Raw genomic sequence first — 12,934 nt, 5'->3', positions numbered from 1 at the left:
AAGCTTATCAGATTAGTCCAGCCATGCACGTCCCGTGCACTCAGATTCTCGGGACCGTTTTGGTTGGTGGGCCTGACTGGACTTGAACCAGTGACCCTGCGCTTATCAAGCGCATGCTCTAACCAACTGAGCTACAGGCCCAATCCTAGAGAATTCGAGGTTTCAATCCTGGTGGAGCTGAGGAGATTCGAACTCCTGACCTATAGCTTGCAAAGCTACCGCTCTACCAACTGAGCTACAGCCCCACGCACGGAGGATCAGAAGCAAATTCATCGCGGGCTTATTCACTTCGCACTACGAACTTCCTAAGACCTCACACAATCGAGTTCGAACCTTCTGGACGTGAAAAGAACAGTAAACCCATTGAAAACTGAACTGTGCGATAAGGGAGCCACCTTCCGAATTCGGAATCTTCTATATAGCTCCAAATCCATCCGGTTCGACCTCACGCGAGCCGACCTTATGTCGGTCGCGTCTATTCTCCTTAGAAAGGAGGTGATCCAGCCGCAGGTTCCCCTACGGCTACCTTGTTACGACTTCATCCCAATCACCACCCATACCTTCGGCACCTGCCTCCTTTCGGTTAGCACGGCGACTTCGGGTACAAGCGGCTTTCATGATGTGACGGGCGGTGTGTACAAGGCCTGGGAACGTATTCACGGCGCCGTAGCTGATGCGCCATTACTAGCGATTCCAGCTTCATGTCGGCGAGTTGCAGCCGACAATCTGAACTGAGCTCGGTTTTTCGAGATTTGCTCCACCTTACGGTATTGCGTCCCTTTGTGCCGAGCATTGTAGTACGTGTGCAGCCCTGGCCGTAAGGGCCATCCTGACTTGACGTCATCCCCACCTTCCTCCTCGTTTAAGCGAGGCAGTCTGTCCAGAGTGCTCCAGTCTCTCGACCGGGTGGCAACAGGACACAAGGGTTGCGCTCGTTGCGGGACTTAACCCAACATCTCACGACACGAGCTGACGACAGCCATGCAGCACCTGTGTAGGTTCCTCTTGCGAGGTCGTCAGACTTTCATCCTTCTACCACCTACATGTCAAGGCCAGGTAAGGTTCTTCGCGTTGCATCGAATTAAGCCACATACTCCACCGCTTGTGCAGGCCCCCGTCAATTTCTTTGAGTTTTAATCTTGCGACCGTACTTCCCAGGCGGCACATTTAACGCGTTAGCTTCGCCACGAACGGGGTCGAATCCGCTCACAGCAAATGTGCACCGTTTACGGCTAGGACTACCAGGGTATCTAATCCTGTTTGCTCCCCTAGCTTTCGTGCCTCAGCGTCAGGAGTTGTCCAGGGACTCGCCTTCGCCACTGGTGTTCCTCTCGATATCTACGCATTTCACTGCTACACCGAGAATTCCAGTCCCCCCTCCAACCCTCAAGCCAGATAGTATCCAATGCAGTTTCGGAGTTGAGCTCCGAGATTTCACATCAGACTTACCCGACCGCCTACGCACCCTTTACGCCCAGTGAATCCGAACAACGCTTGGGACCTCTGTATTACCGCGGCTGCTGGCACAGAGTTAGCCGTCCCTTCCTCTTCCGGTACTATCAACTTGTCTGGTATTAGCAAACAAGCATTGTTCCCAGATGACAGGGGTTTACGGGCCGAAGCCATTCATCCCCCACGCGGCGTCGCTCCATCAGGCTTGCGCCCATTGTGAAAAATTCTCGACTGCTGCCACCCGTAGGTGTCTGGACCGTGTCTCAGTTCCAGTGTGGCTGGTCGTCCTCTCAGACCAGCTACCCGTCTTAGCCTTGGTGAGCCGTTACCTCACCAACTAGCTGATAGGCCGCGGGCTTATCATGAAGCGTCAGGCCTTTCGGTCCCCAACTTTAGTCCGGTGAAGATGCCTCCACCGAACCACATCCGGTATTAGCTTGCCTTTCAGCAAGTTATCCCGAACTTCACGGCAAATTACCCACGTGTTACGCACCCTTGCGCCACTCCGACTCCAGAATATTGCTACCCTGAAATCAGCGTTCGACTTGCATGTCTTATCCACGCCGCCAGCGTTCGTTCTGAGCCAGAATCAAACTCTCCGTTAAAAACGCTAGTTTGTTCTCTCGGGGTGAAAACACCCCAATGACTAAATTAAACTCAAATCCCGGTTGGCTTTTAACCAACGGTCTTCGAGGGCTCTCACTTATCGCACAATTCAGTTTTCAATGAGCACGAGGTGCTTCCACCTCTAAATCTTTCCCCGCTAGGGGACAAAAAAACCCGAGATCTGCTCACTGATAACAGCAGTATCTCAGACATCGAATCTCGTCTGTTTAAGAGCGGCGGATACCTTATTTGTTTTCTTCTTTCTGTCAACAGGTTTTTCGCGACTTTTCAAACCGCACCGCTAACAAACAGGAGCGAGACACTTAATCATTTTGAAATCACATGCAAGAGATTTGTGAAGAATATTTAGAATATTTTTCCGCGAGTTCCAACCGTTGTGGTCACGAAAGATGTGACCTTTCGGGGACGCTAGAATCAAGATTCAGGACTATCCAGATGTTCGCCTGACGTCAGCTCCTCGTAACCCTGAAAATGTTCCGGGCGCAACGGTTCGGAAAGTCGATGCTCTTCGCCGAGCCACTTGCCCAGGTCGACCAACTTGCAGCGCTCGGAACAAAAGGGGCCGTGCGCACCGGAAAGCCAGTGGCCTTGCTTCTGGCATGTCGGGCATTTTACTTTTGGCATGCTCTTCAGAGTTCACGACAGATATGGGATGGTGAGCGGTCCTTGCGGCAACACCGCCACGCGTGCGTCAGGCTCGCGATTTGCGAGATCTTTGCGAACAGCCTCCGCGATGTCATGACACGGCGTCAGATGCGCTGCGCGAATGACTTCGTCCGCGAGAGAACTGTGAACCAAGACCGTGGCTCTGCGCTGGATGATCGCTTGAATTTGCGCTTGCCACTGTTCCGGACGCACAAATCCAGGGGCCGCGAGCTTCGTCAGGATTTCCTCCGGCCCCGACACCTCGCGAAGAAGTAAATCGAGCGGGCTTCCCGACGGCACGCCTTCACGGCATTCACAGGCCAGAATGATCGTGCCGCCGTCCTGGATGATGCGCGCCGCGGCGCTCATCCCCTTCACGCCCTGATACAAATTCAGATCGAGTGGATAACCGCTGTTGGTTGTCACCACGATCTCGAAAGGCGACTTCACCTTCTGCATGGCCGATCGGCGCACAAACTCAATCCCGACCTTGTGGGCCTCAATCAAGTCACCTGCGAAGACACCGGTAATCTCACGTTGCCCGTTCAGACTCACATTGAGCAGAAAACTCGGCCCGACGCGCAGCGCAATCTCTCGCATCTCTTCCCAAATTGGGTTCCCGACCGTGACGCCGAACGCGGCTCTGGCGTCGCTGATGTTCCTCGCACCGTGATTGCTCATCACGGTCTGTAGTCCGGCCAAACCGGGCATGATCCCTTTCGGTCCACCGCTGAATCCGGCAAAAAAATGCGGTTCGATAAAACCGGTCACGACCCGGACATCCGCGTCCGCAAAATGGCGGTTAATCCACGCGGGCGTGCCATCCCGGGTGGTGCCAAACTGGACCAACGCCGCCGGATTCTCCGGTTCGTGGTTGATCACGCTGTAACCGCGGGCAATTTTCGGCGTAAGCAATTTCTCCAATTCATCCTGAGTATTGGGTCGATGCGTTCCCAGCGAGTTCAGAAGCGTAATCCGCTCACGCGGTACGTGAGCCAGATTTTCCAACAACCAGGGAATAATCCGATCGTTCGGCGTAGCGCGAGTGATGTCCGTAAACGCAATGCAAACGCGGTCACCGGGCTTGATCCACTCTCGCAAGGAGCGGGCAGCGATAGGGTAAGCAAGCGACTGGAGCACTGCGGCTTTTTCATCCGACAGGCCTGGCGTGTGGGACGGCTCAATAACCGTGGTTTGGCGATCTGGCAACTCGACGCTCAAGTGTCCTTGGCCGTAGGCAAGTTTCACTTTCATAAGAAGCAGTCCGAATATGGCGCTCAGTTCCGGCGAGGTCAAAAGAGAATCATAGAGCACCTCAGCCGATGGATGGATCAGCAATCGCGAAGCACTGCGCCGGGTTCCCAGGCTGTTTGTTTGTGCCAAGGAACATTCGGACCAAATGCCGCTGAGGAGCGAAACCAAGTTCTTGCGCCAGGGACGCCGCCATCCCGTTGACATCCGGCACATCCCAGTAAACCGGCCGTCCCTTCTCTTGATTGAGAAGACTCTTTACCAGGGCAACTCCAATCGCCGTGTCCGCAACGATCGGACCGAGATACGAAGCCTTGGACCCTGCGCGGAGCAAACCGTAGCCACGGACTTTTCCATTCTGCGAGATCGCGGCTAGCGCCCGTGAACTGCCCACCACCAAACGCTCCAACATAGCGGCACGCGAGACGCCGAAGGCGCGCGAGTCGATCTCGTCAAGTTGAGTTACCGACGAAGCATTGAGTGATTTAAGAGTTACGGATTCGTGAGGAATGACGAGTGGTTCCGGAGAGCCACGTCCCGCGCCCCGCGTTAACGCCACGTCGGCATCGTTCGATTGAGTTTGCAGATGCTCGCGGCCAGGCACATGTGGGGCGGCTGACTCGACAAAGCATTTGCATTCCCAACGCGTCAACGTCCATTCAACTTCAAAGCCGAGTTTGTCGTAAAGCGTTTGACCCAACGGCGTGGCATCGAGCTTGATGCACGGCGTCCCCTTCAGATGATTCAAGCAATGTTCGAGCAAGGCGCGCCCGACACCACGCCCTCGATAGTCGGGATGGACCAGGAGCATTCCGATCCACGCGAGTTCAGTTCCATAGCGAGTGGTTGTGGCCGTGCCCACAGGGGATCCGTTCCATTCCGCGATGAAACATCCTTGGGGCGCGTAGTCCCGAAGGCGCTGCCAATCGTTCAGCGTCTGATTCCAGCCAACGATGCCACGCAGTAAGTCAGCGAAACCCAAGTCGGCCTCAGTCATCAGACGCGGACAGAGAGAAGGGTAAATGGCCATTGCAGAAAAGTGGATTTCGTCGTCTCAGGCTACAAGAATACAATTGCCTTTCGTCGGGTTCTGCACAATGGATTTCCGCCACAGCCAGAAAACAATTCGATTGAAATCTCAGATGACGAAATTGGAGCCACCGGATGTTCATCATCTCTTGGCCGCGATTGGCTGGGTGGAACTGGGCAATCCGGCTGAGGCACGGCACGAACTGAACAGAATATCCGAAGCGCATCGCAGCCATCCGGATGTGCTCGAAGGTGAATGGCGCATTCACGCCGCGGCGAAGTCCTGGACAGCCGCGCTGCAAGTGGCCCGCCGCCAGATTCAGGCCGCCAAAAGCCATCCATCGGGTTGGATCAACCAATCCTACGCGCTGCACGAGTTGAAACAGACTCGGGAAGCATTCGACCAACTCCTTCCACTCGCCAGACGCTTTCCCAAAATCAGTGTCATCCACTACAACCTCGCGTGTTATGCATGTCAACTGGGCCGCCTGGACGCCGCCAAGAAGAGTCTGGCACGCGCCATCAAGCATCGTGGCAAGGACGAAATCAAAAATCTGGCGCTCGCCGACGCGGACCTGAAACCGATGTGGCGATACATCCGGTGCCTTTGACCTTCCGCCGGCGCCTCACGGCATTCCCGCGCCTCAAAAAACTCCAAGAGAAGGCTTGCATTGACGGTCTGCTGCGGTATTTTCCCGCTTCCGCTCGGTTCGGCTACGAATGAATCGACGGCTAGTGAATCGGATTCTCGTGAAAGATCTCGCAGGAATGTTCCCCGTTTCTGAGCCGATAATCGCACGAGTCATGACCGGCGAAGAGCGCCGTCCGATGCGGATACGCGCTCGCTGAGTTCCACAGTTCAGATAACTTTAGTCAGTTTATGGCAACAGCAAACGACCTCCGAAAAGGAATGGCCATCAGTTACAATGGTGACGTCGCCGTTGTGCTCGATAGTCAGCATCGAACCCCCGGCAACCTTCGCGCCTTCGTTCAGGCCAGCATCCGAAGCATTCGCACCGGCAAGTCGTCCGACGTTCGCTTCAGCTCAACCGAGCGCATTGAGGTCGTGCCGATGACCACCCGAAAGATGGAATTCAGCTACAAGGATGGCGAAGACTTTGTGTTTTCCGATCCGGAAACGTATGAAACGGTGACGCTCTCGCCCGAGATTGTCGGGGACGCGAGCCATTATCTTGTGGAGAATTCGCCCGTGACCGTCACGTTCGTCAATGACAAGGCTGTCCAGGTTGAATTGCCTGCCAGCGTGGTCTTAACCGTCTCGGACGCGCCGGGAGGCATTCGCGGCGATTCGGCGAACAATGTCCAGAAAACCGTGACCCTGGAGACCGGCATCACGATTCAGGCTCCTCTGTTCATCAAGACCGGTGAAAAGGTGAAAGTCGATACGCGCACGGGGAAATACATGGAACGTGCGTAGGGCATCGAAGCCCAGTTCCCGCATCACATCTGTTAGAGCCTGTCTGAAAATTCCGTGGGAGTCCTGTTTTCGCAGAAAAGGCCGGATGGCGAGGCACGACGAGGGAGGATACCCGCAGCGGTCTCTGACCGAGGAGCAACGAAGCCAGACGGCTTTTTCTGCGAAAACCCTCCGGGCGGCGGGTCTTTTGTCCGTGGCCTGCGTTGGCTCACCCGTCACAGCCCGCTGCGGGGATGCTCCGGGCTCGCCGCCTTGGCCACAGCCAAAATCCCTCGCCGCAGGACCCCACGCAATTTTCAGACAGGCTCTTAGAGCTTCAGGGAGCGCAAGGCGGCACACCGTTCGCACGTCGCGAATAGACGCCTCACGGCCGCACACCGAATTCACTCCTTCGTTTCCAGCGGCGGACGGGGCCTGAACTTCTTGGCCAATGCCAAAGCGGAGTTGAGCGACTTGACACCGTTGGTGCAAGTGGGATCCGAGAGCGACGCCGTGGCCACGCAAACCCCTGTCATCAAGCATCGCCCCAAGTCCCAACCTTCGTGCAGGCCCAAGAGAACTCCTGCGCAGAATGCATCGCCAGCCCCGGCTGTGCCCGCGATGAATTTGGGAGGCAAAACCAGGGAGGATTGCCAGAAGTCTTCCCCTTTGCGCGTCCGGGCAAACGCGCCTTCCGGAAAATGGATGACCACCAATTCGCGGACGCCGTGTTGAAGCAACGCGCCCGCCGTGTGCCGAAGCGCCACCGTGTCGAGCTTGCCGTCACCTTGGCGGATCGTGAACCCGGCGGTCTTCCCCGCCTCGATTTCATTCAAGATGCAAAAATCAACATGTTTGAGCGAGGGCGTCACGATTCTGGAGAATCGATCGCTGTTTTCGCTGACTACGTCCACGCTCGTCTTGATTCCCGCTTCTCGAGCATTGGCCAGCAATCGCGCCGCCTTTGTTCCGAATGTTTTGTCCGGCCGGTCCAGAGCATCGAGCAACAGCAAATATCCGAGGTGAAAGATTCGGGCTTTGCATTTCAGGAAATCCAGATCCTCCCCCGTCCAAAGCGCATTGGCGCCGCGATTGTGAAAAAACGTGCGGCGGCCATGGCCGATCTCTGTCATCACGTCCGTGTAAGAAGTCGGCGCGCTCGGCGTCCGTCGCAGAAATCGCGTGTCGATTTCATGCTTCTGACAATCCCTCAGAATGAGTTCTCCCAGGTTGTCATCCCCGACGAGTCCAGCGCCAAAAAGGGGAAAGCCTGCGCCCAACCGAGCCAGATCGATCAACACATTGTACGGCGCGCCACCGGTCCCTTGGGCCTGGCTCTGAATGTTGGCGAGTTGTTCTGGCTGCGGATAAACGTCAATCAATTTGACCTGGTCGATGATCCAGTTTCCACCCGCGAGCAGGCCGTGACGGGAGGAGGCGGTTTTGGTTTTCGTCGAGGCTCCCATGATCTGTTCCAAATTCGTCCCTAAGGAAATACCGACTCAGAATAGGGAAATGATCCCGCGCTGCTCAAGCACTAATCGGATTCTTACGAGTTGCTTGGAGTCAGCGAACCGGCCCCGGTGCCAGCATGAGGGAGCACAAAAAAAATTTGCCGCTAAATTTGACTAAATAGACAACTACTACTTTCGTTCCATAGACACGGCTCTCATCCCAAGCTAAACATTCACGCGTCCAACTCGGAGACGAGCAAGATTTCCCGCACCGCGGCCGCATTGAGTCATTCGACAAGAAGCCGGCCCCGGCGCCGGAGTCGCCGGTGCTTCCGGAGCAAAGCGCTGCTCCGGCGCGCGCTTGAAACCAATGCCAAGAAAGTTGAATCCATGAAACGATTGCAGATTCTCAGGTGGACGACGGAGCACTGGATGACCTTAGTCCAAGAACTCGTGCCACGACATGGAAGCCATGCCAGCTCCAGAACGCGCTGCGCTTCCCATGGACCCGACGGTAGGGCGAGCCTGTCCCCAGCGAGCCGAGTCGGACGTGTTCAACACACGTCGAGCGGCTCGCCGGGACGGACTCGCCCTACCGGGTTCATGGGCCGAGTGCATGGTTCCGAGACCAAGGGAACTTCCCATGAACCGTCGGTTCGTAGCCGCCGAGGAAACGAGGCGAGCGCTTTGGTTAACCGGGAAATCCGCCTCCTCACGTCGGCGGCTACGGTTCATGGTCCCAATGCGCGCCTTTTGGGCGTGGGAGCTTCCGATGAATCGGGTAGGGCTGCGTTGCCGCGCAGCCGGTCTTCCGTCGAAGCGGCGGCGCGGCAACACCGCCCTACCGGCGATGGGTTCAAGGGCCGTGCGCATGGCTTGCAGACCAAGCGCCCGGCGGCCCGTGGGCCAGTTGCACGGAAATTCGCCGCAGCGCTCCTCTTGTTGGGAGTGTTTTTCACAGGCCTTGACTCCTCCGCCGGCGTATTCACTGTCGGCCCGGATTATACGCAGCCGACGAATGCCGTTCCTTCGGCGTACAAAGCCGCTGGACTTGGCGAATGGAAACAAGGCCAGTCGCTCGATCATGTTCCGAAGGGCGCATGGTGGGAAATTTTCAATGACGAACTACTCAATGAGCTCGAACGCCGCGCCGCCGCATCCAATCAAGAACTCAAGGCTGCGATTGCCCGTCTGGATCAGGCCCGCGCCACCGCCCGCGTGGCCCGGAGCGAATTGCTGCCCGGCCTGAACATCGATCCGACCGCCCGCCGCGAGCGGTTCTCGCCCAACCAGGTGCCAAGCTTCGGCGACATCTCCGCCAACACCTTCCGCGCGCCGCTCGATTTGAGTTACGAAATCGACTTGTGGGGCCGCGTGCGCCGCGGCTTCGAAAGCGCGCGCGCCGACGCCCAGGCTTCACTCGCCGCATTTCACAATGTCCTGCTCACGCTGCAGGCTGACCTGGCTCAAAACTATTTCGCGCTGCGCGCGCTCGACGCTGAGATCGCGGCGGTTACGAGCACGGTGGAGCTGCGCCGCGAACAAGTCCGACTTGTCCGGAGCCGCTTTGAAGGCGGCATTGGAAACGAATTCGAAGTCGCTCGCGCGGAAACCGAGTTGGCCACCGCAGAAGCCGAAACTGCGTCGCTCGCCAAACGCCGCGCTGAGTTGGAAAACGCCCTCGCCATCCTGGTCGGAGAGAATCCGTCGGGCTTCCGTTTGACTTCGATTTCGCACAACTCGTCAGCCGGACGTCACGTTCCCCCTCACCCCGGCCCTCTCCCTCAGGGCCCTCAGGGAGAGGGGGAATCGCAGGACGCGTCGGCATTGGCCACGGACGCTGGCACTGTCCAGCGCGGTGGTGCTGTTCCCCTCTCCTTGGAGAGAGGGCAGGGTGAGGGGAAAAGCGACGTCGATTTGTCAGGAGAATCAGAAACCGAAACGCGGTCCTGGAATCCACGCACACCCGACATTCCCGCCGGCCTGCCTTCCGACTTGCTCGAGCGCCGCCCGGATTGCCGAAGCCGAGCGTCAACTCGCCGCCGCGAACGCTCGCCTCGGCGTGGCCAAAGCTGCCTTCTTTCCCGTGCTGCGCCTCACCGGCTCCGGCGGCTACGTGAGCGGGGACATCGATAACCTGTTTAATTGGGACAGCCGCGTCTGGTCCATCGGGCCGAGCCTTTCGCTGCCCATCTTTGCTGGAGGCCGCAACCGCGCGAAGTACAAACGCTCCCAAGCCGCGTACGAAGAAACGGTCGCCCGCTATCGTCAGCGCATGCTCGTGGCGTTTGGCGACGTCGAAAACAGTCTGGCGGGCATCGCTCACCTTGCGACCCAGGCCGCTGCGCAGGACCGCGCCGTGGCCAACGCGCGCCGGGCTGCGGAACTGGCGGGCGAACGTTACCGGGCCGGGATCGTGAGCTACCTCGAGGTCGTGGATGCCAATCGCGCCACGCTGCAAACCGAGCGGGCCAGCGCTCAACTCACGGGCCAGCGGCTGATCGCGGCGGTGCAATTGATCAAAGCCCTCGGCGGCGGCTGGGAAAGCGCCAGACTGCAAGTCTTATCGTCTCGCGCGCCATCGCCTCAACCGAAACCATGATGATCTGTTTTTGCGTTCAACCCCCAAGCCCATGAAACGATTCAGGAGATTGCATCCTCCAGCCCAGGGTTGCGAGGAACGAGCTACCCTGAGTAGAACGCACGAGGCGGAACCAACCCCAACGGGGTTGCGTCTCTCACGTAGGCCGAAGGCGCAACCCCGTTTGGGGTTGGACCTGTGTTTCCCCCCATCCCCAGGGGTAGCTCGTTCCTCGCAACCCTGGGCTTTGGGGCAGAACCCCGTTGGGATTCCAGACGGGAGAACGGCTTCTAGGGAGCAGAGAGGCTGCCGCACGCCAAGGCGCTGGCGCGTGAGTCGTTGCTCCTTCGGTTCGCGGTCCGCCCTGAATTCGTGGGGTATGATCCCCAACCAATCAAACGCCTATTGACGCCGACGACGGAGTTGCGAGTATTCGGCGCAACACCGCAACCCAGGCAAGGTTTAGCCGCAGAGAACGCAAAGACCACAAAGAATACAATGATCCTGCAGACCGCCGCCAAGGTGCCGAGCGCACGGATAGCCCTTCTCATTTTACCGGAAGCGCCGACATCCTTGTCGGCCAATTCCTGTTATCTTTCAGCAACCCGACACGCCGGCGGGGACGCCGGCGCTCCCAGAGTCGCAGAATGAGAATCGCTGGCGCACGGAAGGTCTCAGTCTCACTTCATTCGCTTTGCGATCTCCTGCGGTTGATGCTTTGCCGTTACGTGTGAAGCCATGAACCGACGAACTTTCCTCCAACTCACCGCCCTCGCCGCCGCCCCATCGATCCTCGGCCCCACGCTCGCCCATTCGGAAGGACGGCCCACCGATTCGGCGAAGCCTCGATTCCGCATCAAGTCCTTCGAGTGGGAAGAAGCCACGACTGCCGACCTGCAACGCGCGATGCAGTCGGGCAAAGAATCTTCCGTTTCTCTGGTCAAAAGTTTTCTTCGGCGCATCGAGGAGATCGATCAACACGGGCCTTCGGTGAACTCGGTGATCGAACTCAATCCCGACGCCCTCGCCATTGCCCGCGCGTTGGACAAGGAACGCAAAGCGAAAGGCGCGCGCGGGCCGCTCCACGGCCTTCCCGTCCTGATCAAAGACAACATCGATACGCACGACCGGATGATGACCACGGCGGGTTCCTTGGCGCTCCTGGGTTCCATCGCGCCGCAGGATTCCTTCGTGGCTCAGAAGCTGCGCGAGGCCGGCACCGTCATTCTGGGAAAGACCAACCTCAGCGAATGGGCTAACTTCCGGGGGAATCGTTCGACGAGCGGCTGGAGCGGACGCGGAGGGCAGACGAAAAATCCCTACGCGCTGGATCGCAATCCATCCGGCTCCAGTTCCGGTTCGGCAGTCGCGGTCTCCGCGAATCTTTGCGCGGCAGCGATTGGCACCGAGACGGACGGTTCCATTGTTTCACCTTCGACCGTGTGCGGAATCGTCGGACTGAAACCGACGGTCGGACTCATCAGCCGTTCCGGCATTATCCCCATCTCGCACACCCAGGACACGGCGGGGCCGATGACTCGGACCGTGCGCGACGCCGCGATTGTCCTGAGCGCGCTGACGGGCGTTGATCCGCGCGATGCCGCGACCGAATCGAGCCAAGGCAAAGCGGCGCGGGATTACACGCAATTCCTCGATCCAAACGGACTGCGCGGCGCGCGGCTTGGCGTGGCGCGGCGCTACTTCCAATCCAGTATTTCGGAAAAAGTTCTCAACGCGGCGTTGGAAGAATTGAAGCGGCTCGGCGCGGTGCTCGTGGACTTCACCGATGAATTGAGCCGGTACGGCGCTGCGGAACGGGAAGTGATGCTCTATGAATTCAAGGCCGGTTTGAACGCCTACTTCGCGTCGCTTGGGCCCAAAGCGCCGGTGCGCACCCTCCAGGACGTGATTGAATTCAACGAACGGAACAAAGACAAGGAGCTGCTTCACTTCGGCCAGGAAACGATGATCCGCGCGCAAGAAAAAGGGCCGTTGACGGAGAAAGCTTACTTTGACGCCCTCGAACAATGCCGCCGCCTCTCTCGCAGGGAAGGGATTGATGCCGTGATGGACAAGCATCATCTGGACGCCATCATCTCGCCTTCGGGTGGGCCGGCCGGGAAGACCGACCATCTGTATGGCGACCGGGGAGTGGGCGGCAGTTCCGGGCCGGCGGCGGTGGCGGGCTATCCGAACATCACGGTTCCAGCCGGACAAGTGATGGGGTTGCCGGTTGGCCTTTCCTTTTTTGGGCGGGCCTACAGCGAACCGGTGTTGCTCAAGCTGGCTTTTGCCTTCGAGCAAGCAACCCAAGCGCGCAGACCGCCGAAGTTTGCTCCGGCCATTGGCTAAGTGGTCCGTTTCGTAAATACGCTCACGTTCGTTGCGCCCAATTTGGCCTGGGGCAAGGCGCGACGAGCGAGCATCCCCCGCCAGTGGGGCTGTGACCGAGGAGCAACGCAGCCCCAGGCAAAATTC

General features: G+C 58.2%; 7 protein-coding genes, 2 tRNA genes, 1 rRNA gene and 2 pseudogenes. 5 read left to right on the top strand and 7 right to left on the bottom strand.

Annotation, left to right across the window (positions count from 1 at the left end; translation table 11 throughout):
- Positions 1-64 precede the first annotated feature (64 nt).
- From FJ398_05445 to FJ398_05420, 6 genes are all read right to left on the bottom strand, one after another.
- Positions 65-141: transfer RNA gene (locus FJ398_05445), tRNA-Ile, on the bottom strand.
- Between the two features lie 28 nt (positions 142-169).
- Positions 170-245: transfer RNA gene (locus tag FJ398_05440), tRNA-Ala, on the bottom strand.
- Positions 246-480: 235 nt separating this feature from the next.
- Positions 481-2,060, bottom strand: a 16S ribosomal RNA gene (locus FJ398_05435).
- 433 nt (positions 2,061-2,493) lie between these two features.
- Positions 2,494-2,703 (bottom strand): DNA gyrase inhibitor YacG, encoded by a 210-nt coding sequence (gene yacG / locus FJ398_05430; protein ID MBM3837394.1) that lies wholly within the window; start codon positions 2,701-2,703, stop codon positions 2,494-2,496.
- A 12-nt stretch (positions 2,704-2,715) separates the two neighbouring features.
- The gene (gene larA / locus FJ398_05425) at positions 2,716-3,978 is read right to left on the bottom strand and encodes a nickel-dependent lactate racemase (protein MBM3837393.1); all 1,263 of its coding nucleotides are present in this window, start codon (positions 3,976-3,978) and stop codon (positions 2,716-2,718) included.
- Positions 3,979-4,039: 61 nt separating this feature from the next.
- Positions 4,040-5,005, bottom strand: coding sequence for a GNAT family N-acetyltransferase (locus FJ398_05420; protein MBM3837392.1), 966 nt, complete (start codon positions 5,003-5,005; stop codon positions 4,040-4,042).
- A 112-nt stretch (positions 5,006-5,117) separates the two neighbouring features.
- Between FJ398_05420 and FJ398_05415 the strand changes: the two genes are divergently transcribed.
- From FJ398_05415 to FJ398_05405, 3 genes and pseudogenes are all read left to right on the top strand, one after another.
- Positions 5,118-5,615: a tetratricopeptide repeat protein gene (locus tag FJ398_05415; protein ID MBM3837391.1), complete on the top strand. Its 498-nt coding sequence runs from the start codon at positions 5,118-5,120 to the stop codon at positions 5,613-5,615.
- A gap of 269 nt (positions 5,616-5,884) precedes the next feature.
- Entirely contained in the window at positions 5,885-6,442 is a 558-nt protein-coding gene (efp, locus tag FJ398_05410) for an elongation factor P (protein MBM3837390.1), read from the top strand.
- Positions 6,443-6,507: 65 nt separating this feature from the next.
- Positions 6,508-6,754 (top strand): annotated as a pseudogene (locus FJ398_05405) (hypothetical protein).
- 71 nt (positions 6,755-6,825) lie between these two features.
- Here FJ398_05405 and FJ398_05400 read toward each other — a convergent pair.
- Positions 6,826-7,887 carry a carbohydrate kinase family protein gene (locus tag FJ398_05400; GenBank protein ID MBM3837389.1) on the bottom strand — a complete coding sequence of 354 codons (1,062 nt, stop codon included), beginning with the start codon at positions 7,885-7,887 and terminating at the stop codon, positions 6,826-6,828.
- Between the two features lie 378 nt (positions 7,888-8,265).
- Between FJ398_05400 and FJ398_05395 the strand changes: the two are divergent.
- Together FJ398_05395 and FJ398_05390 are read left to right on the top strand one after the other, a co-directional pair.
- Positions 8,266-9,597 (top strand): annotated as a pseudogene (locus tag FJ398_05395) (hypothetical protein).
- Positions 9,598-11,194: 1,597 nt separating this feature from the next.
- Complete coding sequence (locus tag FJ398_05390; protein ID MBM3837388.1) at positions 11,195-12,808, top strand: amidase; 1,614 nt, start codon at positions 11,195-11,197, stop codon at positions 12,806-12,808.
- The last annotated feature ends 126 nt before the right edge of the window (positions 12,809-12,934 follow it).

Source organism: Verrucomicrobiota bacterium (assembly GCA_016871535.1).
In the GTDB taxonomy this organism is placed as follows: domain Bacteria; phylum Verrucomicrobiota; class Verrucomicrobiia; order Limisphaerales; family SIBE01; genus VHCZ01.
This window is presented reverse-complemented; position numbering and strand designations above follow the sequence as displayed.

Bases quoted from the DNA above. Each gene is read 5' to 3' on its own strand.
- yacG (MBM3837394.1), bottom strand. From the start codon at position 2,703: ATGCCAAAAGTAAAATGCCCGACATGCCAGAAGCAAGGCCACTGGCTT.
- larA (MBM3837393.1), bottom strand. From the start codon at position 3,978: ATGAAAGTGAAACTTGCCTACGGCCAAGGACACTTGAGCGTCGAGTTG.
- FJ398_05420 (MBM3837392.1), bottom strand. From the start codon at position 5,005: ATGGCCATTTACCCTTCTCTCTGTCCGCGTCTGATGACTGAGGCCGAC.
- FJ398_05415 (MBM3837391.1), top strand. From the start codon at position 5,118: ATGACGAAATTGGAGCCACCGGATGTTCATCATCTCTTGGCCGCGATT.
- efp (MBM3837390.1), top strand. From the start codon at position 5,885: ATGGCAACAGCAAACGACCTCCGAAAAGGAATGGCCATCAGTTACAAT.
- FJ398_05400 (MBM3837389.1), bottom strand. From the start codon at position 7,887: ATGGGAGCCTCGACGAAAACCAAAACCGCCTCCTCCCGTCACGGCCTG.
- FJ398_05390 (MBM3837388.1), top strand. From the start codon at position 11,195: ATGAACCGACGAACTTTCCTCCAACTCACCGCCCTCGCCGCCGCCCCA.